Below are 23,720 nucleotides of genomic sequence, written 5' to 3' on the forward strand. Positions count from 1 at the left end.
ATGATCAGCACATTAAATTTATTGGAACTTTTAAATCTATTTACACATCATTAATTCAATATCACTAAAAGTGGGTATTGGAAGTGAAGAAAAATCAGTGTTAATTTACGTTTTTGCAACCAAACGAGACCAAAGAGAATCAATTGCTATGAAGAATCAAATTGTATATTCCCTTCTAAATACACCTAAATGCGGAAAACCGTAATGTAAAACCAATCACAAATTCTATTTTTGAACTTCCTAAATTGAAATTATTAAAGTTCTAAATAATGTAGGAAACATGTTCATTTTTTGAATAGGTTATCAGGTTAAAAACATTTAGATTTACAAAGTGTCTTTTTGATAACTAAGTCAAAGTAAATATTAAATTATTTAAACAATTCTATCTTTTTATGAATATTTTCAAAGTACATAATCAAATTATAAGTGACTATAAATCATATATCGAAAGTTTCCTTCTCATCAAAGATCAAAGAATTAAGAACGTAGTTAATAAAGAATTATCGGGAGGTAAATTATGGCCAGAGCCGCTTATTCAATTCAATCCAACCTTTGAAAAAGGAACTTCAATTAGTGAATTAGTAAAACATAATATCATCGACCACAGATTAAATGATGTTTTCAGAGGATATGATTTATATAAACATCAAGTTGAAGCTATAAAAAAGGGTGTTGAAGGAAAAAGTTTTATTGTGACTTCGGGGACAGGTTCTGGAAAGTCATTAACTTTTCTAGCAACTATTTTTAGTGATTTATTAAAAAATGAATATACCGCAGGAATAAAGGCAATATTAGTCTATCCAATGAATGCTTTAATTAATTCTCAAGAGCAAGAAATCGAGAAATATGCTGCCAATTATTTAAAGCATACAGGTAATGAATTTCCATTAACTTTTGCAAAATATACAGGACAGGAAGCAGGAAATGATAGGATTAATATTAGAGAAACACCACCCGACATTTTACTGACAAATTACATGATGCTGGAGCTTATGATGACACGTGCATCAGAAAACTCAATGCGTGCATCAATATTTAAAAACCTAAAGTATTTAGTTTATGATGAATTACATACGTATAGGGGAAGACAAGGTGCAGATGTATCATTGTTAAATAGAAGAATTCATGCTTCAACCCAAAATGAAATTATTTGTGTTGGTACTTCTGCCACAATGGCTAGTGGAGGAACCATATTGGAGCAGAAACAAACAATTGCAAATGTTGGAAAACAGATTTTTGATAAAAACTTTGACACATCACAAATTATTGGTGAATATTTAGAAAACACAACCAATTCCAAGTTTATAAATTTAGGTGAATTAAAAAAGGCACTAAGAGAAGATATAGATTTTAATGATAAACCGGAAAAATTTATTTCTAGTCCAATAGCAGTTTGGTTAGAAAATAGAATTGCTTTAAATGTTTTAGATGACGGTTACGTTCAAAGGGCCAAACCTCTTACTCTTCAAGATATTGCTAGCAAACTATCAGAGGATAGTGGTTATGATCTATCGTTATGCAAAGATAAATTGGTTCAATTCTTACAATGGACTGAAGCTTTAAATGAAGAAGCCTCCAAAATGGAAAATAGAAAAAGCTATCTTCCTTTTAAATTCCATCAATTTATTGCACAAACAGGAAACGTTTCTGTAACATTAGACAATCCTGCAAATAGAGAGATAACACTAGATAATACTCTTTATATAAGGGATGAAAAGACTAATGAAGAGTTACATGTCTACCCTGTTCTTTTCAGTCGTTATTCCGGTCATGAATTTATTTGTGTAAAAAAAGAGTACGATTCTGGCAAATTATTACCAAGATTACCAAGTGATTTACCCCAAAAAATATCAAAACAATCATTAAAAGGGAATAAAGAATTAGGAACGAAAAAAAGAGAGTTAGGATGGCTTGATTTTCCTGACGGTTACATACTATTTGATAATGGCAGTGATATATGGAGCGACGATAAAATTATAGACTTACCAGAAACATGGAAAACAAAATCTGATGAAACTAAACTTGATAATTTTTACGAAACCAAGATTCCTCAACAAATTTGGATAGATAAAAAAGGTAATTTTACTGAAAATGAAGATAAATCCAAACAACTTGCTTGGTTTATACCATGTCATCTATTGCTAGACCCGACATCTGGTGTCATTTTCGATTCAAAAATACATGAGTTTACAAAATTAATGCGATTAGGTAATGAAGGACGTAGTACAGCTACAACTATTACGGCATTAAGTACAATCAAAGCATTAAATGAACAAGGATTAGACGCAAGTCTACAAAAACTTTTAAGCTTTACGGATAACAGACAAGATGCATCATTGCAATCAGGTCACTTCAATGACTTCATTTCTACAGTTCAACTAAGATCTGCTATATATTATGCATTAAAAGAAACTCCAGAAGGACTAAATGCTAGTAACATAGCAAATCGAGCAGCAATAATGCTAAATCTGAAAGAATTGGAATATGCGAGAAGGCCTGCTGATAATCCAAAATATCCAGATGAAAAAAATAAGGAAATGCTCGAAGAGTATTTATTTACAAGAATTATATACGATTTAAGAAGAGGTTGGAGATATAATACACCCAATCTGGAACAATGTGCTTTATTAAAAATTGATTATAAAACAATTGATCAATTAGCCCGTGATGATGATGAATGGCAGAATATATTATTACTGAATAATCTTTCATTTGAAGAAAGGTTAGATATACTAAACCAAATAATAACATATTTTAGAACCTCATATGCTTTAGATCATCGAAAATTAGAAGATACTAAAAGAGCAGAATTAGCCAATGAAATAAAAGACCGACTAAAAACTGATAGTAATTGGTGTTTAGATGAAAACGAAAAAATTGAAGCTCCTGTCACCTTAATTCCAAGGGGAGTTGGAAAAACACCTTATGGTATTGAAGTTGCTGGATGTGGTCATTTAAGTGCGTTGGGGAAATATTTCAAAAGACAATTTATTAAGCATATGGGTGAATTGCCTTTTAGAGGTGACGAACTATCTGATTATATGGTGCAGATTTATGAAATCATGAAATCGGCGCAAATACTACACAATATTGAAATTAAAGGCAGCAGAGGAACAGTCCAAGGATATCGACTTAGATTAGATCAAGTGGTTTGGAAATTAGGAGATGAAAAAACTGTTGAGATAGACAAGGTTCGTATTAATGCAATTGAAGAAATAGAAATAGCTCCTAACAAATATTTTCAAAACTATTATAAAGTAAATTATTCTAGTTTGAATAAGAATATATACGGTGCCGAACATACTGGACAATTACCTTCCGCAGAAAGACAACAACGCGAAATTGATTTTAGAGCTGGTAAAATATCAGCCTTATTTTGTTCTCCAACTATGGAGTTAGGAATTGATATCAGTAGCATGAATGTGGTGCACATGAGAAACGTCCCACCAGGTCCAGCTAATTATGCACAACGTAGTGGTCGTGCGGGTCGTAGCGGACAAACAGCTTTAGTGATGACTTACTGTTCTAACAGTTCTCCTCACGATAGAAATTACTTCCAAAACGCTTCAGAAATGGTAGCAGGTGTCGTAGCAGCCCCAAAATTAGATCTGTCCAATCAAGAATTAATTGAGTCACATTTGAATGCCTATATTTTTATGGAACTAGGATTAACACAAGTTAAAACCTCAGTAGCTGAAATATTAAATTTAGAGCAAACTCACGAATTACCTGTTAAGGAAGAAATTAAAACGTATATCTTAAATCAGATTCAAGAGAAAAAACATATCTGGATAGCACAATTCAAAAAAACATTAGTCAACATATTACCAGAATTAGAACAGAGCACTTGGTATTCAGAAAAGAAATTAGAAATTCAAGCAATTAAATATTTTGAACACTTAGACAATAGTTTTAAACGTTGGAGAGAATTATATCGAAATGCCAATCGACTTATTGAAAAAGCTCGAATTGCGATGGACGACCCCTCGATTAAGTCGGGTGGACAAGTAAAAAAGAATGCCAACAGAGACCACTTTTTAGCACAAAGACAAAGAGAGTTATTACTCAATGATACTGCTAATTACTCATCACAATCAGAGTTTTATATTTTCAGATATTTAGCTGCTGAAGGATTTTTACCAGGGTATAACTTTACTAGATTACCAGTAAGAACATTTATTGGAAATCGAGACAAAGGAGAGTTTATCTCACGACCTCGTTTCATTGCTTTAAAAGAATTTGGTCCTAACAATCTTATTTATCACATGGGTAACAAGTACCGTGTGAATAGAATGATGTTGAATGATACTGAAAATGTTTTACACAAATTAAAAATTAGTAAAACAACGGGTTATGTCTTTTTAGACCAGGAAGGCGTAAGCATAAACAATGACCCAATTACTAATTTAGAATTGAATACGGATGAAAGGGTTGAAATGAAATCAAACATTTTAGAACTATCCGAAAGTCAAACAAAATTAATGGAACGAATTTCTTCTCAAGAAGAAGAACGTGCCTCTTCAGGATATGATATTGAACAATACTTTTCTTTCTCTGGTGGAATTAGAAATACACAAAAATGCCAACTTTCATATGATGGAGACTTATTATTAGAATTGAGATACGGTCCATCAGCAAGGCTATTGCAATTAAACCGTAAATGGAGACGTTCAAAACCAGGTGATGAAAACGGATACAACATCGGATTAAATACAGGTTTTTGGAAGAACCCTTCGGAAGAAGAAAAGGAACCAGAAAAAGATCCAATCAAAAGAGTGCATGTTTATGCAACAGACATTGCAGATGTGTTATACATTCAACCTGTAAAAACACTAGGTTTGGATGAGGATGGAGTTATTACACTTACATATGCCATTAAAAGAGCAATAGAAAAAGAATTTCAAATTGAAGAAAGTGAACTAGGGGCTTGGAATATGGGCTCTGGTGAACATGCCAATATATTATTATTTGAAGCAGCGGAAAGTAGTTTAGGGGTTCTTTCTGAACTGACTAAAAATCCAGACAAATTAAAAAAGGTATTTGCTGAAGCATATAAAACATGCTATTACAATCCTGAGACAAGAGAAGATGATAAACCTGAAGCTTTACGTGCTTCTTATGATGACTTATTATCTTATTACAATCAAAGACACCATGAAATAATTGATCGAACTTTAATTAAAAAACCATTAGAGTTATTAATGGATGCTTCGGTGGAAATAAGTAAAAACGAGCAACAAAATTACCATAAGCAGTTTGAATTTTTAAAAGCAGCTTACGATAAAAATTCAACAACCGAATTAAAATTCATTCAGTATTTATACAACAAAGGATTAGCATTGCCTGATAAAGCACAATACAATCTAAAAGAATATTACATATCTGCAGATTTTGTTTATGATAATGTAGATGTAGGAACACAAACCTTTGTTTTTGTGGACGGTTCGGTGCATGATAAAGAAGAAGTTAAAGAAAAAGACAGAAAACAACGAGGATTATTAGCCGATGCAGGTTACGACGTAATAGTTTGGCGATACGACCAAAACTTAGACGAAGCCATTGCTAACCGAAAAGATATTTTCAGAAAAGTTATAGAAAATGAATAAAGAACATAAGCCAGGTACTTTAGTGAATTATAGAGGTCGTGATTGGATTGTGATGCCGTCTGACGATGAAGAAGTTTTAAATATAAAACCTCTTGGTGGTTCTGACCATGAAATTACAGGAGTGTATCTACCACTTAAAATTTCAGGACAAGAAATAACAAACACAGAAATAAAATATCCATTAAATAAAGATATTGGCGATTTTGAATCGGCAAAATTATTATTTCATGCCTCAAGATTATCGTTTAGAAATGCAGCAGGTCCTTTTCGTTGTATGGGAAAATTATCATTTCGTCCCCGATCCTATCAAATTGTTCCTTTGGTAATGTCATTAAAACAAGAAGTTACACGTTTATTAATTGCTGACGACGTCGGTGTTGGTAAAACTGTCGAGGCTTTAATGATATTAAAAGAAGCAATGGAACGTGGCGAGGTGGAACGATTTGCAATAATATGTTTACCACATCTTTGTGAACAATGGAAAAGCGAATTAAAAGACAAGCTAGATATTGATGCTGAAATTATACGTTCTTCTACTTTAGGTAATCTAGAAAGACGTACACTAGATCAAAACAAAAGTGTATTCAAAGAGTTTCCTTATCAAGTAATATCTATTGACTACATAAAACAATCTTCCAAAAAAGGAATATTCTTAACGGACTGCCCTGAATTCATTGTTGTAGATGAAGCACACTCTTGTGCACTTCCAGCTGGCGCAAAATCCAAAACGCAACAACAACGTTATAATCTATTACATGATATTGCAGAAAACGAAAAAAGACATCTGTTGTTATTGACTGCTACACCGCATAGTGGTAAAGACGAAGAATTCCGTTCGTTATTAGGTTTGCTAAACAAAAAATTCGATAAACTCGATTTTGAGAATATTACTCCTCAGCAACGAAAAGAATTATCTACCTATTTTGTACAGCGAAAAAGAGCCAATATAAAGCGATGGCTTAATGAAGATACCCCATTCCCAGAAAGAGAGACCAAAGAAATTGGATATAAATTAAACACAGCCTACAAAAACTTCTATGTCGAAGTTCTAAATTTCGCTCAAAAAATCACACAAAAAGGCGAAAATAACGCAAAAGGTTTGTCACATTATTGGGCAGCATTGGCACTTTTACGTGGAGTAATGTCAAGTCCGCAAGCTGGGCTTGAAATGCTAAAAGCCAGAAGAGAAAAACAACTAGTTTTCGATGACATTCCAGAAACAAACCCGGTTTTCAATTCAGAAGACAATGATTCTGATGTAGTGGAAACTGATTTAATGGAGCAATTAGAATTACAAACAGAAGACATCACTACAATCGACAGCTTAATCCAGCAAGTCGAACAATTGATGTCACTTAAAAATGACCAAAAGGCAAAAATTGCAGTAGACCAAGTTAAACAATGGGTAAATGATGGGGTTTACCCCATAATCTTTTGCCGATATATTGCAACAGCTAAATATCTGGGTGAATTACTAAAATCGGCACTCCCAAAAAGTATAGACGTTCAAACAATAACTTCAGAATTTGCCGATGAGCAAAGAAAAGAGATGATAGATGCTATGGGTAAAAGCGAAAAACGGGTGCTGATAGCGACTGATTGTTTATCCGAAGGAATCAATCTTCAAGAACATTTTACAGCCGTACTGCACTACGATTTACCATGGAATCCTAACCGACTGGAACAACGTGAAGGTCGTGTGGACCGATACGGTCAACCGGCTGATTTGGTCTATGCTTATTTAATTTGGGGAGAAGATAATCCTATTGATACAGTGGTGTTGAAAGTATTAATTAAAAAAGTACGTGACATTCAAAAAGCCACTGGTGTATCTATTGTGATTGGAGACGATAACAAATCAATTATGGATACGGTAATGAGAGAACTATTACTCGATCCATCAAAAGCCAACTTCTCAGCCAATCAAACAGAAATAGATTTTGGCGATGAAATATCAAATATTGATAAATTGATTACCAATCAATTAGAACAAGCCAAACAGAAAGCTGAAAAACTAAGAAGTATTTTTGCACACGAAAGTATTGACCCAAAAACCATTGAAGCCGAATTAAAAGAAGTTGATGAGGTTATTGGTGATGTAACCACAGTAGAACAATTTGTGGTGCAATCGTGCAGAACATTAGGTGCAACAGTTACCAAAGACAAACTGGGATACAATCTTGACCCTTTCAATTTACCAGAACATCTTAAAAGAATACTTCCAAAAGTTGATAACATTCCTTTAAGTTTTGCTTCTCCTACTCCTAGAGGTCGCGTGTATATTGGACGTAACCACAAATTTGTGGAGCAATTGGCTCAATTAATAATGGCGTTGGCATTCGAACCAAAAGCAGGTGTTGGACACATTGCTAGAGCAGCAGTAATACAATCGGAATCGGTTCAAAAAAGAACTACAATAGTCCAATTTAGAGTGCGTAATGTAATCAAAGAAGTAAATCGTAATCGTGAATTAATTGCCGAAGAAATGTACTTATGGGGTTACGCTGGTTCTCTAGACAATAAAGAAATATTAGACTATACCGCTTGTAAAAATTTATTGTTAGAAGCCCAAAGTGCGGTAAACATTCCACACGAAAGACAACAACAATTATTTGATGAGGTTGCAGAAACCTACAGTGGTTTAAAAAACGAGGTGCAAACCTTATCACAAGAAAGAGCAATACATTTAGTAGAGTCGCACAGTAGGTTCAAAGAATTAGTAGGTGGCCGAAAATTTGAAGCTGTACACCCAGTTTTACCACCTGATGTAATGGGTATTTATGTGCTAATGCCTAAACCTAAAACATTATAATCATGAGTTTTTCTAGCATTAACATACAAGGAAATATTGTTTCTTCTGAAATTTTAGATAAAATTCGTTCCGAAGAAAAATTCAAGCACCAAACTCCAGAAGCTTTTGGTCTTTCACGTTCGGCCTCTCTTAGAGATGAAATCGGAATGGCATGGTCCATCATGCGTACCCATTGGCAAGCCTACAAGAGACGTTTAGAAAATTTGCCGCAAGGTGACACTGGAACTTCGTTAACACGTGAAAAATTAATTGTTCCATTACTAACAGAATTAGGCTATGTAATGGGTTTACAACGTGCCCAGTTGATAAACGGAAAATCCTATAACATCAGTCATGGTGCAACCAATATCGATAATTATCCCATTCACATTATGGGATACAACGATAACCTAGACAAACGTAGAGATACGGGTGGTCAAAAAGTATCACCACATGCCTTAGTACAAGAATACCTCAACAATACCGAACACCTCTATGCTTTAGTGACTAACGGAAGACATTTGCGTTTACTTCGTGATGCTACGCGTTTGGTACGCATGAGCTATTTAGAATTCGATCTCGAACGCATGTTTGAAGAAGAATTGTATGCCGACTTCTCTTTGCTTTTCCGTGTGTTGCATGCCACCCGTATGCCTCAAAAAATGGAAGCTGGTGCAGAAGCCGTAATTGAATACTACCACCAAGAAAGTATGGCATCGGGAACCCGTATTCGAACCAAATTGAGTGAAGCGGTAGAAATTTCTATAAAAACATTAGCTAATGGCTTTTTAGAACATCCAAAAAATACCGATTTGGTAGCTTTGTTGGACAACAACCAACTCAATGCAAGTAACTACTACACCCATCAGTTACGATTAATATACAGAATACTTTTTTTAATTGTGCTCGAAGAAAGAAAACTTATTTTTCCAGAAGAGTTGACCGCCGACCAACAACGCTTTCGCGAAATCTATTTCAAATACTACAGTATTGAACGTTTACGAAAACTAACCGAAAACAAAGTATATATCGATGCCGATAAATACGATTTATGGGAAAGTCTAAAAACTACTTTTCTACTTTTTGAAAATCAAGAATACGGAAACAAAATTGGTATAAAACCATTAGGTAGTGGTTTGTTTGCTAGTAATGCATTAGGAACTCTCAAAGAGCAATTTTTAAGTAATGGCAATTTAATTGAAGTGCTTAAACGACTAACCACTTTTGTTAACGAACAAAATCAATTAGTAAGAGTAAATTACTCCGATTTAGATGTTGAAGAATTTGGTTCTGTTTATGAAGGTTTATTAGAATACGACCCAGTACTAACCAAAATTGAACACCAATACCATTTTAGTTTTGTAACCGGTGACGGTCGTTCCAGTTCAGGTTCGCACTATACACCCGAAGAGTTGGTGAAACCACTCATCAAACATTCGTTAGAATATATCATTGCCGACAAACTAAAAGAAACCAATCCTGAGGAAGCATTACTTTCTATTACTGTTTGCGATGTAGCTTGTGGTTCAGGACATATATTACTATCAGCAGCACGTAAGATTGCAGCCGAGTTGGCTTCTATTCGCGAAGGTGCCGAACAACCTTCTCCTGCTTTTTATAGAGCAGCCATTCGCGATGTGATTAAAAACTGCATTTACGGTGTCGATTTAAACCCACTGGCGGTCGAATTGTGTAAAGTGGCCTTATGGCTAGAAGCACACGAACCAGGGCAACCCATGAACTTTTTAGACCATCATATCAAATGCGGAAATGCCATTGTAGGTTTAGCGCATTTTGAAGAACTCGAAAAAGGAATTGCCAGTGAAGCATTTAAAACCTTACCAGGAGATGAAAAAGAAATCGCTACAGCTTTTAGAAACCGAAATAATTTAGAAATAAAAACCACAGGACAATTAACGACCTACAATGTAGAGCAAGCCGACGAAAGCTTGCGTGGCTTGCAAAAAGACTTTCAAGACTTTGTACGATTGCCCGAAGACACACCGGCACAAATTGCAAAAAAAGAAGCCGCTTACCATACTTTGACAACAGGTAAAAAATGGTTTAGACTCAAACAAATTGCCGATTTACAAGTAGCCCAATTCTTTATACCAAAAACCGACTTAAACAAAGACAAACTCACTACCCAAAGCCAATACATGAACTACCTAAAATCTGGAGCTCAAATTTTGGATCGTGGAGCTGCAATGGCAGTAAGTATAGACAAACGATTTTTTCATTGGTTTTTAGAGTTTCCACAAGTATTTCAAAATGGTGGATTTGATTGTATTCTTGGGAATCCACCATATTTAGGAGATAAAAAATTAAAAAAAGCCTACGGTGATCAGTTTATTGAATTTGTAAAGCAAAGATTTACTGATGTTGGAGCAAATGATCTAGTTGTATATTTTTTTAATCGAATATTTAACTTAATAAACAGTAAAAATTCCTTTATGGCTTTGTTATCAACCGATTCAATATCTGAAGGTGATCTAAGAATTGGTGCTTTGTCTAAATTAATAACTGATAATTCAAAAATTAATTTCGCAGTAAAATCAACACCTTGGCCCCAGGTGAAGCAAATACTAATATTTCTATAATTAGTTTTTACAAAGGTCAATCTATTGAGGTTAAAAGCTATTTAAGAGATAAGGAAGTTAGTGAGATTTCAAGTTTTCTAACTGATGGTGTTATTGATCCAGAACCTTTAAAATTATTTACGAATCAAAACTTTATTTATACAGGTTATTACTTTTTAGGTGATGGTTTTTTATTACCAAAAAATGAATTTGATGAAATGATTATTGATGATAAAAAAAATAATGATGTAATTTTTCCATGTTTTAATGGCGACGATCTAAACAATTTGCCATCACTTATTCCTCATAGATATATTATTAATTTTTTTGACTGGTCAGAAGAAAAAGCTAAAATATACATAAAACCATACGAAAGAATAAAGATATTAGTAAAACCTATTAGAGATAAAACTTCAAGGCAAGCTAACCGAGAGAAATGGTGGATTTATGCAGAAAATAGACCAGGAATGCGTAAATCAATAGATAAAGTAGATCGATTTTTTGCAACAGCTCAAACTACAAAGTACTTAAACTTTCGAGAAGTGCCTTATTCTTCGGCAATTACACAAACTGCATATGTTGTAACTACTGATGATTATTCAATTATCGCAGTTTTACAATCTACAATTCATTTTGTTTGGGCAGAAAAATATGGTAATACTTTGGGGAGTACATTTAGATACACTCCATCAAAAGTGTTTGAAACATTTCCAATAAAAACAAATGAAAATTTATATTTATTAGGTAAAACTTTATTAGAAACAAGAGATGTTCTTCTTGATGAATTTAAAGTAGGATTGACATCATTTTATAACAAATTTCACGATAGCAAAATTATAGATACTTATATTGTAGATATAAGAGAAATACATAAAAATATAGATATTAAAACTTTAGAAGCCTATGGCTGGCTAGATATTGCTTTGCGTCATGATTTTTATGAGGTAGAGTATTTACCAGAAAACGATCGGGTTCGTTATACCATCCATCCCGAGGCACGCAAAGAAATCTTAAAACGCTTACTCGAACTCAACCACAAAATCCACGAAGAAGAAGTCGCTGCTGGGTTGTGGGATAAAAAGAAAGCGGTGAAGAAGGAGAAAACTGTTGCCAAAAAAGGGAATAATTTAGTTAATGAACCTGGGGAAAAGTATGGTCAAGGGGAATTATTTGAATAAAAATAAAAATGATAAAAAAAATTATTCTTTGGATAAAATTAGTTTTTAAAATGGAAATGGAATTAAAAGAAAAAAAAGAATTTCTTAAACAGGAATTTCTTGAAGTTTATAAAGACAAATATAAATTAATAAACGACTTTGATTTAGGCGAAGGGTGTTATGCTTTTGTATTTCTGTGTAAAGATATTCAAAGAGACATTGATGTTGCAGTGAAATTATTTTTTGATGGTGTACCAGAAGAAGGTACTAAACGAGGTTTGAAAATAACATCAACATTTATTCACAACCAAATAGCACCAACCTATACTGTAGAACCTTTTTATTCGAAAAATTTAAAAATAAATTGTATTGCAGTTGTTCAAAAATTTGTTCCAGGTAGATCAATGAAACAAATTAATAAGCATTTTGATTTGATTGAAAATGAACCTCATTTTCAAAAAGTATTAAATGATTTTGCTTTGACTTATGTAAACTCATTATTAGAAGTTATATGCTTTTGTCATAGTCAAGGTTTTGGACACGGAGATCTTCATTCTGGAAATATAATTGCGTTTATTGAAGAGGACCCTATAAAATTTCCTATCAGAGCTATATTAATTGATTTTGATAACTCTTCATTTAAATCAGAAACAATTGATTTATCTGAGAAAGCTAAAATGGAAAATGATATTGGTTTATTTAAGTACTTTTTTTCTCATTCCTTTCATCAATGGAAGTATTATGACCCAATTATCGAAATGTTTAGAGATTATAATAATATTTCAGAATACAAATTAAGTTATAGCATTGTTTCAAAATTCATTGACCTCATTTTAAATAATAAAACATCCGCAAATGATTTTGTACAGCTGCTAACAACTCTACCACATCCAATGATGGGCTTTCATATTCCACATACAATAAAATGTCTACAAAGTATAGCCCAAATAGATAATCTAACAACTAATTTACAAACTGCAATAGACTTATATATCCAAAAAATCAAAAATGAAAATAATTGGAATTCAACACTAACTATTGAATACCTAGATCATGATGTAACTGAGGTTTATAGAAAAATGTTTAATTAGTTTTAAAATGCCAAAAACAAAAATATTCATCAGTAGCGTTCAAGCAGAGTTTGCAGAAGAAAGACAAATGGTATTCGAATACATTTTGTCCGATCCGTTATTGGGTCGGTTTTTCGATCCTTTCTTGTTTGAGCGATTACCGGCTATTGATCAAAGAACAGATACAATTTATCTAAACGAAGTGCAACAATGCTCCATTTATCTAGGCATATTGGGTACACAATACGGTTTTGAAGACAGCGAAGGAATTTCGCCAACAGAACGTGAATTTGACCACGCTACGTTGCACCACAAAACACGATTAATCTTTTTAACCAGTCCTAGTAGTCAAGAACGAAACGAAAAACAAAATGCATTCATTCAAAAAGCACAACAAGTTTTAATAAGAAAACGCTTTTCCACTATTGATGAATTAAAAGCATCCATTTATGCCGCTTTAGTAAATTATTTAATAGAAAAAGAACTTATCCGTATCGGGCCATTTGATGCAACATTACATGCCACAGCAACTTTAGAAGATATTGACACCAATAAAGTGAGCGACTTTGTACAAATAGCAAATGCAAGAAGAGGTTTCAAACTACCAGCATCCGCACCTGTAGAAGAAATACTGGTACATCTTAACTTGATGAATGACAACCGCATTACGAATGCAGCATTATTGCTTTTCGGTAAAGAACCGCAACGCTTTTTCATCAATTCCGAAGTGCGTTGTGTTCATTTTCACGGAAATATCGTAGAAAAACCAATTCCATCCTACAAAGTATTCAAAGGCGATGTGTTTGAGCTAGTGGACCAAGCGCTTGATTTCGTTTTGTCCAAGTTGGATTACTCAGTAGGAACACGTCAAGATGATATTGAAATTCCAGGAAAGTATGAAATCCCAAAAGAAATAGTAGCGGAAGCCATTGTAAATGCTATAGCTCACAGAGATTACACCAGCAACGGTAGCGTACAAGTCATGTTATTTAGTGACCGTCTAGAAATAATAAACCCCGGAGCATTGCCTTTGGGCTGGACCACCGAAAAATTAAAAACCTTGCACACTTCGGTTCCGGCCAATCCGCTTTTAGCAGAACCCATGTACCTAAAAGGGTATATAGAACGTTTAGGAACCGGTACTGCCGACATCATGAGAATTGCTAAAGCAAACAACCTTCAAGCACCTGATTTCGAGCAAAATGAAGATTTTAAAACCATCCTTTACCGACCAAGTACCCACCAAGTACCCACCAAGCTCCCACCAAGTACCCACCAAGTACCCACCAAGTACCCAAATACTTCTGTAGAGGTTCGAAACCTGCTAAAAGTAGTAGAAGGTGAAATGAGCCGTCAAGAAATTCAAGAGGAACTTGGATTAAAAGACAGAAGGAACTTCAGAGAAAATTATCTAGACCCTGCATCAGCACTTGGAGTAATCGAATTAAAATATCCAAATAGTCCAAACCATCCTAAACAAAGATATTTGTTGACGGAAAAAGGAGCAGCTTTAAAAAAAGAATTCAACAAATAATATTGATTTAACTAATAAAAATTATGAAACCACTTGAAATTTTAATAGAACCAAGCTTCGAATCTACAATGAAAGAAATGGGCATTTCTCCTGATGAGGATTATAACAGTGATGCAATTCTTTTTCAGCAAGGATACAATATGTATCACATAGAAGTAGAACCTGGAGATAAATTCAAAATCAAGAAAAACACAAAAGGTCAAATAGACTGTTCTGAAACGCCATATAAGTTCATCAGAAAAAAGGAAGAATGGGAAACTGAGGAGAATTTATGGGAAGAGGAATATGAGGACGAAGAAAATATATCATTAGCTCCAGGAAAATATAAGTTTTTAGAAGATGGAATTACTATTGAGGAAATAAATTAGATTTAAAAAAATAGATGAAATTTTATAAAATATCACTTGGAATAAATTACATAGATAATGCTAATTTTAATTTATTAAAAAGCAATAATCTTATAAGTATGGGGTCTGGCACTTTGGCCAAAGGACAAAGTAAATCAACGCAATACGAAGCTTTTTTAAATGCTGAAAAAGGAGATCTGTTTTATATATGCCGTTCAAATGAGTCAATAGAATTAATAGGAATGTTTATAGACAATAGGCCATTACATTCAATAATTAAGGCGCATGAAGATGAATGGGTAGATCGAGAGTATATAACTATTGCAGATGCAACGAATTCTAAAAATTACAATAAAACATTAGCCAAATGGTGGGCACCTAAGGATAATTCTACTTTTATAGAAATCCCATCACATGAATTTCAATTATTTGAGGATGAAATTCTTATTCCTGCTTTTGATAAAAAACAAAACGAAATAGAAACTTTAAGAAAACTAGAGTTAGAAAAAAGAAAGCCTACAATTGAAAAATACCTGAAGCTTCAATTATTTTATGATGAGTTAAGCAAAAACGAAATAAGTCTTTTTTCTAAAATAAATAGCTTAAATGCCCTAGAATTAAAAAAACTGTATTTTGAATACAACTCTAAAAACAATATTAACTCTCAACCAGTAGTTTTATTGAGAAGTAAAATAATAGAAGAGTTAATCAACAATAAGATTATTGACAATCCTACTATTAACCTACTCAAATCTCAATTAGAAAAAGATTTTGATAAAAATGTTTATCGAGCATGGACATCAAATTTTAGAATACTTTATACCTTAATTTTTGCCTCTGATAAATTTGAATTAGAAAAGTTTTTCAACAATCTAATAAAAAATATTCAAAAAGATCTTGGAATAACAGAATTAACCAGTAAAAAATTAGTCCATTTTGACGGTGCACAAAATCAGGGATTTAATAGGATTTGGTTTGCCATTTATAATAAAACATTTAAATCTCAAAAAATTGCCAAACAATTATTTTTCGAAATCGATTCTGGTTTAAGTTACGGATTATTAGATTATGCAAACAAATCAAATACAAAACTACACTTTACAGATCATTTTGATTACGATCATATTATTCAAATTTTTAAATCTCATAAAGACGAAATACTCAAAGATAATTCTATGGAAAAAGCAAAAGTTTATGAACTTATTGATATTTTAAGTTATAAAAATCAAATCATTTTACAAGGTCCTCCAGGAACAGGTAAAACACGTATGGCAGGAATAATTGCCGAAGTAATGGTTTTGAATAATCAGACTATCTTAAATCAGTATGAGACTATCAAACCTGATGAAAAAATAAACATTTCACCAGCAATAATAAAGTCGTTTTTTAAAATCGGGGATAAATTCACTGGAAAAAGTAATAAAATATTTGAAATAATTTCATTAGATAATAATACTATAAGTGTTAAAAGTGAAACTAGTAAACCTTGGAGTCCTTCTTATAATAAAATCATTAAATCGTATAACGAAGAGCTATTTAATGTTCCTGGAAGAACAGGTGGTTTTAAATCATATGAGGATGCAATAGCTAAATATCTTAAAGACAAAATTACATCTGATAAATCCAGTTTAAAAACAGTTATTGAAGATGAAAATGGTAATACTGATTTTGTACAATTAGTTCAATTTCATCCCTCCTACTCTTATGAAGATTTTGTGAGGGGAATCGTGGCAAAATCAGATGATAAAAACAATATTAAATATAGTACTGAAGATAAAACTTTAATTAAAATAGCTAACGATGCGCTTCAAAATCCAAATAATAATTATGTGTTAATTATTGATGAGATTAATCGTGCCAATTTACCATCAGTATTAGGTGAATTGATTTATGCATTAGAATATCGTGGTAAAGAAGTTAACAGCATATATGAAATTGAAGAAGACCCAAGGATTGAATTACCTAATAACCTCTATATAATTGGTACTATGAACACCGCCGACCGTAGCGTAGGTCATATTGACTATGCGATAAGAAGACGTTTTGCCTTTGTAGATGTATTACCGGAAATTGAACCAGTACATCCTGAAATCAAAGAAACTTTTATTAAAATCTCCAAGTTATTTGTCAAAAATTTTGAGGGAATTGTGAATCCAGCATCTATTGAAAATGCCGTTACCCTAGCTTCTGATTTTCGAGCAGAAGATGTTTGGTTAGGACATAGTTATTTTATTTGCAAAAATGAGGAGGGTATAGATTTAGAGAAAGCAGATGCAGAACCAATTCTTAAAATGAAAATGAAATACGAAGTAATTCCAATTTTAAAAGAATATATCAAGGACGGTATTTTAAACAATAATGAATTGGTAAAGAAAGTAATGAGTGAATTGATCAGTGAATATGGAATGTAAAGTTCTAAAATATTGGGAACATCACGAAGGAAACATCAAAGAGCAGGACTGGCAATTTGAGGAGATTTCCTATGCTACAGAATTTGCTAAAAAAAAGAACAATGGATTTTGTTTCTCATTAATCAACAACAATGGGTGGAAATTAAATTCCGGTTATTATGTTGGTTTAACCTGGTTAGATCACGATAAACATGCTCTATTAATAAACCCTAAATTAAATAACAAAAATCCTTTAGAACCTGATAATGTTCAAATTGATTATTATAAAATGTTGTTTAGTTGTTTACAACACCCCGAAGTTGCAAATGAAATAGAAGAACTTTTCGAAATAAAATGGGAAGAACCAACAATTTTAATTGAGAACAAAGAAGATGTTTTAACACCTTTTTTGATAGTTCAATTTTTGGCTTTAGTGAAATCAATCGTTCGGAAAGGTTTGAAAAAATCTTATTACAAAGTAGAAAAAAATCTGCAGAGCAAAATAAAAGGAAAAGTACTAATCAGCAAAACTATTAAACATAACCTATTAAAAAACAAATCATTACTTACGTACTGCGAATATGAAGAATTTGGAGTAAATGGATTAGAAAATCGAGTACTTAAAAAAACGTTGGTCTTTATACAAAAATACCTTCCAAATAGATTAAGTAGTAATCAATTTCACTCATTTCAGGATAGTTTCAATTATATTTTTCCCGCTTTTGAATTGGTAGAAGACAAAATAGAGCTAAGCGAAATAAAATTCACGAAAAATAATGCCTTCTACAAAGAATATGAAGATGCTATTAGATTGGCCAAAATCATATTAAAAAGATTCAGTTACAATATTTCAAATACTACAAATCAAAAAATTGAAACTCATCCATTTTGGATAGACATGAGTAAGTTATTCGAATTATACACTTTGGGAATGTTGAAAGATCGTTTCGGGAATGACGTGCAATACCACTTTACTCATGGTGGTAGCGAATTAGATTATGTACTAAAATCACGTGATTTAAATATGGTAATTGATGCCAAATACAAACAATACGATAAGAGAAAAGTAGACAATGAAGATGTACGTCAAGTAAGCGGTTATGCACGATTAGAAAAGGTCTACAAATATTTAGATAAAGCCTATCCCGAAAGTATTGATTGCTTAATTATTTATCCTGATATCATTAATGGATTTGAAGATTTAAAATCCGTTGATTTTAGATTGTACAAAGTCAAAGATTATAATGGTGTATATAAGGTTGCAGTAAAACTGCCTAAATTTTAATGAAATAAATATTTATATCAAATGCAAATACAAACACATTTCACTAAAGACAAAAAAGTCAAGAAAATAATCTTAGATCATCTCGACAACGCAAAAACACATGTTTGTGTAGCTGTCGCGTGGTTTACAGATCGTCCTTTGTTTGATAAATTAATAGAATTATTAGAAAATGGTATTCAAGTAGAAGTGGTAATAACAAACCATGAGTTTAACCACACCTGTTCAAATAACTATAAATTAATTGAAAAAAAAGGTGGCTTTTTTGCTTACATCGGAAACGATGAAAAGTTAATGCATATGAAATTTTGTGTGATTGATTATGATGTGGTGATTAGTGGTTCTGCAAATTGGTCAAACAAGGCATTTACGCAAAATAACGAAGAAGTAACAATTGTAGAAGGCCATGCTCAAAGAGCAAATGATTTTATTGAAGAATTTGATCGATTAAAATTACTCTCAGGCAAAATACAATCGCTTCAAAAAGAACTTGATCTAGCCAAAGCATTCAAAATATTTGATTTGATAAAAGCATTTGTTGCTATTGGTGAAAAACAAAACATTAGACCTTATGTGCAACAATTAAAAAGTACAGAAGAATTAACGGAAATCGTACAGTTATTAATTGAAGAGGAATATGAAAAAGCCATTCATGAAATGGACAAATTTAAAAAAACCAAAACTCAATTAGTAGATGTAACAGGATTAGAAATAGAAAGCATAAAAGTTCAAATTCAGTTAATTGCAATTCAAATAGAAGTATTAACCATTCAAAAAGTAGAAACAGAAGCTTTAATAGAACAATTCAATCACAGATATATAATTGAATTAAACCCAATTATTGGAAAAATATTAGCTTTAAAGAAGAAAATTTACGAGAAACTTCATAAACATGGTATTGAAGATGATACGTATCATAAAATGGATGAAGAATTCCAACGAAATAATGAGGAATACCAAGAGGAAATAAAAATTGAAATACCTGATTTAAAAGAAGATGAAAATCAAATTTTAAGAGAACTATATCGTGAAGGTTCAAAGTTGTGCCATCCCGATTCACCTAGATGTGTAATTGAAAATGAAAATAAAGCAGCAGAAACTTTTGACCAATTGACTAAAGCATATAAGCTAAAAGATTTAAATAAAGTAAAACAAATTGTATCGGATTTAAGATTAGGGAACCCAATCAATGAGTTAGACAAAGTAAGTGAATTAGAGACTTTATTAGCTAAACTAGCATCACTTCAAGTAAAATACGATCATTTAGTATTTGACTTAAAAACAATGCATTTATCAGAAGAATACATAACAATTAAAGATTTTACTAATTGGGATGATTATTTTAAAAATCAAAAAGAACAACTAGAGAACCAATATGAAAATTTAACTAAAGATTACGTAAAGCATGAGTAAAGAAATTCAAAAAGTTGATAGTACAATTTCTACTACAACAAAAAACAAATTAGATCTTTCTAAGTTTAATAATGCAGCTTTAAGCTCTGCGCTCTCAAATATTGAATTACCTAGGTTATTTCACCAGTTGGTGTTTTTTGTTTTAGATGGCACAGGTTCCATGACTTGGGAAGGAAAAACTGGAAGCTCTAAAGGGGAGGAAATTGATATAGCAATAAAGAAAATAATCAAACGCTTATTAGAAAGTAAAAATAAAAACTGTTTTGATATTGGAGTCTATGCATTTGCTGAGGAACATGCCACAATCTTACAACCATCAAAAATGGCAAATGATATGTTAGATATTAATTATAATCCGACCTTATTTTTTAAAGAAAATTATAAGTTTGAGTACTTGGATGATACTTTGGATTTAGTTGATTTAGAAATTAATAATTATTATAAAAAACATGAAGGCAAAAACTGTCAAAGTTTAGTTATAATATTAAGTGATGGTGCTATAAGACATTTTGAATCTGCATCAGAAAAAACTAAAAAAATTAAATCAAATCAAAAAACTACTGTTTCTTCTATTCTTTTTGAAGATATTAGGTGGTCAAATGATGAAGATTTTTTAAATCAAACTAAAAATAAGTTAAAGGAACTTGCTTCTAATAATCAAAATGGACATTCGTTTTTTATATCAGATGTAGACCCAGATGCTATAAGAAACCACATGATCAAAAGTATATCAACCGTTTCAAAAATAGACTAATGTATTTATCAGCTAGACATTTAAATATTAAATTAAAGCAAGACAGTGCAAACTTTATTAATGATGAAGATTGCAAAGCTTTAATACTATGTGACGGTATTGGAGAATTCTCCAAATCTCAAGTTGTATCTGAAAAAGTCACTGATGTGATGATCGAAAAGGGGTACACAGATATTAATCAATTAATTCAAGATTCCGAAATTATTGCTTTAAAAAATAAACTTGAAAACGGAGGAACAACTATTATTTTTGCAATAGTTGAATCAAATAGAAAAGTTAAAATTCAATATTTAGGCAATGGAGGTTGCATCAAATTAAATGGAGATTTTAATCAGTCAACACAAGATTTATTACCATACAAATTCAATCATCTGATAAATCCTCACATAAACGATTCTGGAGCTTTAACAAGACACCTATCAAAAGAAAGCGGAAAGCAAGAATTAATCAAAAGTGAAATTTCAACTTCCTTAAACAATCCAAATGGAGATATAATACTGTTTTTTACAGATGGTATTACTTCATTAGAAGAAAATGTAATTATTAAAGATAATGAAGGGAGATTTTGGAGACATGAATCATCTTCTATTCAAATTATTTTAGAAAAATTAAATATTTTTTTAACTAATCATAAGGATAATGACGACTTTCAAGACAAATTGATAACTTTTAATGAAGAAGTTTTAAATGACCTGAACAACTTAAATTTATTGGAGGACGATGCTTCACTTGGAATTATTATTACAGACGAAGTCTTAAATCAATATAGAAAATGATAAAATCAATAATAAACATAACCGATGTTTCTTGTATTAACATTGTAGATAATGAAATTGATTTATTGCCAATTCAAAGCATTAATTACTTTGAAAACGAATTAGGAAGTGGCGGTTTTGGAGAAGTATTTAAAGTAGAAAGTATTAATGGGATTCAAACAAGTAGTTATGTTTTAAAAATTATATCTAACACTCAAGTTCAAGATCATGCTTATGAAACAATTTCCTTACTACATACTAAAATAAAAAAAGATTTTGTTAATAAAGAAGGTGTTATTATAAATCATTATCCTGAATTATTAGGACTACCTTTTTTAGTATGTAAAGCTTATGATGAAATTGAAGAAAAAGAAATAATTGCTTTTTTAATTCACAATCTTAATGAAAACTACTACCAAGATTTTGGTGCTGATAATTTTGATAAGTCAAAATACGCGCAAACTGAAATACCAGAAAGAATATATTATGCATTTCAATTAGTTAAAGTCATAAAATTTTTAAACGAATTAAACTTCCTTCATTCTGACATTAGTGAAAATTCCATTTGGATCAATAATAAATTAAATAAGATAGCACTAATTGATTATGATAGTGGATTCCACATTGATTCACAAAAAAAACCAACAACCCTAGGTAAATTAGGACAATGGATTGGAAGCACATATAGGAAAGTTTTAGCTAAAGAAATAGACTCAGATAATCTAAGTACAATTGAAAGAATAGATGAAGAAAATTGGGTTATAGCTAATGCTGTTTTTGAACTTATTTTTGGTGTTAGTCCTTATTTCTTTTTAATAGATGCTGATGAAAAAACAAACACCAAATATTTAAAAAAACACACTTGGCCAGTAATTGATACAGAGGAAAAGACATTTAATGCTTCAAATTTAAATGCCTACCAAGGAGTAATCCAATTTTATAATTTATTAAAAGATAATGGTTTTGAAAAACTAATTAATGCCTTTAATAAAGTTTTTAATTCAGGATTCAAAAACCCAAATAAAAGAATCAAAGTAGCTGAATGGTATGATATTTTATTTGAAATTGGTGAAGGTCTTGAATTGTTACCAAATATTCTAGATTTTAAAACCAATAAGAAAACCATTAATTCATCAGAAGAGGAAGTTACTTTTAATTGGAAGCAATCAAAAGGAAATAAAACTTATATAAATGATATATTAATAAACGGATTAAATCATAAACAGTACTTTAAGGATACCACGAATGTAGAATTAAAAATAGTAAATGAATTTGGAGAGTCTATTAAAGAAATAAATATCCAAGCAAATAAAATTCAACCTTTAATTAGATTTTTTAAATCAGATATTTTAGAGCGAATTGATCTAACTCCTATAACACTCTCTTGGGATACAAGTCATACAAAAAAAGTTAGAATTACTGAAGTAATAGATGATTTAGAAGCTTTTGGCACTCAAGAAATTGATCCTAAAGAAAACAAAAAAATCATATTAACTGCAATAGGAAATTTTGATGAAGAAGTTAATGCTGAAATAGAAATTAAGGTCTGTAGTCCCGAAATAGTGGAGTTTAAATACGAGATTAATATTGAAAAAGGAATAGATAATATCGATTTATTTTGGAAAACGGAAAACACAAATCAAGTTAAAATATCTCCAAGGATTGGTAGTAGTGCTAAAAATGGACAAACATCAATTGGAATAGTAGATAAAACAGAGTTTACACTAACTGCTACTGGATATTTCAGCAGTGTTGAAAAGGTAATTGAAACACAACCTTTCCCAATCCCACTTATAAAAACAATGCTCATTCCAACACCGAATTTCAATCAAAATATTCAATTTGAAAATGATGCTTTTAAAATACCGGATAATATTATTAAAGATTTGAGTATTAATTTTAATAATGAAGTTAACTTCAATCAAAAGTCAATTGATTTTGTTCAATTGGATGTAAGTGAAAAATCAAAACAACAAATAGATGTTGAAGAAAAAACAACTAACCTATTTGAAAATTTATTTAATAAAGTAATGAAATACTAA

General features: G+C 31.6%; 13 protein-coding genes. All 13 read left to right on the forward strand.

All coding sequences use genetic code 11. The features are described 5' to 3' along the window. Nucleotides 1–392: 392 nt before the first annotated feature. From BMW63_RS07000 to BMW63_RS07060, 13 genes are read left to right on the forward strand one after another with little or no spacing between them, the layout of a single operon-like run. Nucleotides 393–5,606: a DEAD/DEAH box helicase gene (locus BMW63_RS07000; protein WP_074722627.1), complete on the forward strand. Its 5,214-nt coding sequence runs from the start codon at nucleotides 393–395 to the stop codon at nucleotides 5,604–5,606. Next, nucleotides 5,599–8,418: a helicase-related protein gene (locus tag BMW63_RS07005; RefSeq protein WP_074722629.1), complete on the forward strand. Its 2,820-nt coding sequence runs from the start codon at nucleotides 5,599–5,601 to the stop codon at nucleotides 8,416–8,418. Before BMW63_RS07000 ends, BMW63_RS07005 begins: the two co-directional genes overlap by 8 nt. 2 nt (nucleotides 8,419–8,420) lie before the next feature. Next, a complete protein-coding gene (locus tag BMW63_RS07010; protein WP_074722631.1) occupies nucleotides 8,421–10,997 on the forward strand; it encodes an Eco57I restriction-modification methylase domain-containing protein in 2,577 nt (858 codons plus the stop codon). Continuing rightward, nucleotides 10,961–12,154: a type IIL restriction-modification enzyme MmeI gene (locus BMW63_RS17965; RefSeq protein ID WP_074722633.1), complete on the forward strand. Its 1,194-nt coding sequence runs from the start codon at nucleotides 10,961–10,963 to the stop codon at nucleotides 12,152–12,154. The genes BMW63_RS07010 and BMW63_RS17965 overlap by 37 nt, the downstream gene beginning before the upstream one ends. Nucleotides 12,155–12,162: 8 nt before the next feature. Further along, nucleotides 12,163–13,224 carry a protein kinase family protein gene (locus BMW63_RS07020; RefSeq protein WP_074722635.1) on the forward strand — a complete coding sequence of 354 codons (1,062 nt, stop codon included), beginning with the start codon at nucleotides 12,163–12,165 and terminating at the stop codon, nucleotides 13,222–13,224. 7 nt (nucleotides 13,225–13,231) lie between these two features. Then, nucleotides 13,232–14,737: a DUF4062 domain-containing protein gene (locus BMW63_RS07025; protein ID WP_074722637.1), complete on the forward strand. Its 1,506-nt coding sequence runs from the start codon at nucleotides 13,232–13,234 to the stop codon at nucleotides 14,735–14,737. 23 nt (nucleotides 14,738–14,760) lie between these two features. Next, nucleotides 14,761–15,105, forward strand: coding sequence for a hypothetical protein (locus tag BMW63_RS07030; RefSeq protein WP_074722639.1), 345 nt, complete (start codon nucleotides 14,761–14,763; stop codon nucleotides 15,103–15,105). Nucleotides 15,106–15,119: 14 nt separating this feature from the next. After that, on the forward strand, nucleotides 15,120–17,495 hold the full coding sequence (locus BMW63_RS18385; protein ID WP_074722641.1) for an AAA family ATPase: 2,376 nt from the start codon (nucleotides 15,120–15,122) through the stop codon (nucleotides 17,493–17,495). Then, entirely contained in the window at nucleotides 17,485–18,759 is a 1,275-nt protein-coding gene (locus tag BMW63_RS07040) for a 5-methylcytosine restriction system specificity protein McrC (RefSeq protein WP_074722643.1), read from the forward strand. The genes BMW63_RS18385 and BMW63_RS07040 overlap by 11 nt, the downstream gene beginning before the upstream one ends. A 21-nt stretch (nucleotides 18,760–18,780) precedes the next feature. Next, entirely contained in the window at nucleotides 18,781–20,169 is a 1,389-nt protein-coding gene (locus tag BMW63_RS07045) for a phospholipase D-like domain-containing protein (protein WP_074722645.1), read from the forward strand. After that, complete coding sequence (locus BMW63_RS07050) at nucleotides 20,162–20,923, forward strand: VWA domain-containing protein (protein WP_074722647.1); 762 nt, start codon at nucleotides 20,162–20,164, stop codon at nucleotides 20,921–20,923. Before BMW63_RS07045 ends, BMW63_RS07050 begins: the two co-directional genes overlap by 8 nt. Further along, entirely contained in the window at nucleotides 20,923–21,699 is a 777-nt protein-coding gene (locus BMW63_RS07055; protein WP_074722649.1) for a hypothetical protein, read from the forward strand. Before BMW63_RS07050 ends, BMW63_RS07055 begins: the two co-directional genes overlap by 1 nt. Continuing rightward, on the forward strand, nucleotides 21,696–23,720 hold the full coding sequence (locus BMW63_RS07060) for a protein kinase family protein (protein ID WP_074722651.1): 2,025 nt from the start codon (nucleotides 21,696–21,698) through the stop codon (nucleotides 23,718–23,720). Before BMW63_RS07055 ends, BMW63_RS07060 begins: the two co-directional genes overlap by 4 nt.

Origin of the sequence: Flavobacterium frigoris, assembly GCF_900111075.1 — a bacterium.
Lineage (GTDB): Bacteria > Bacteroidota > Bacteroidia > Flavobacteriales > Flavobacteriaceae > Flavobacterium > Flavobacterium frigoris.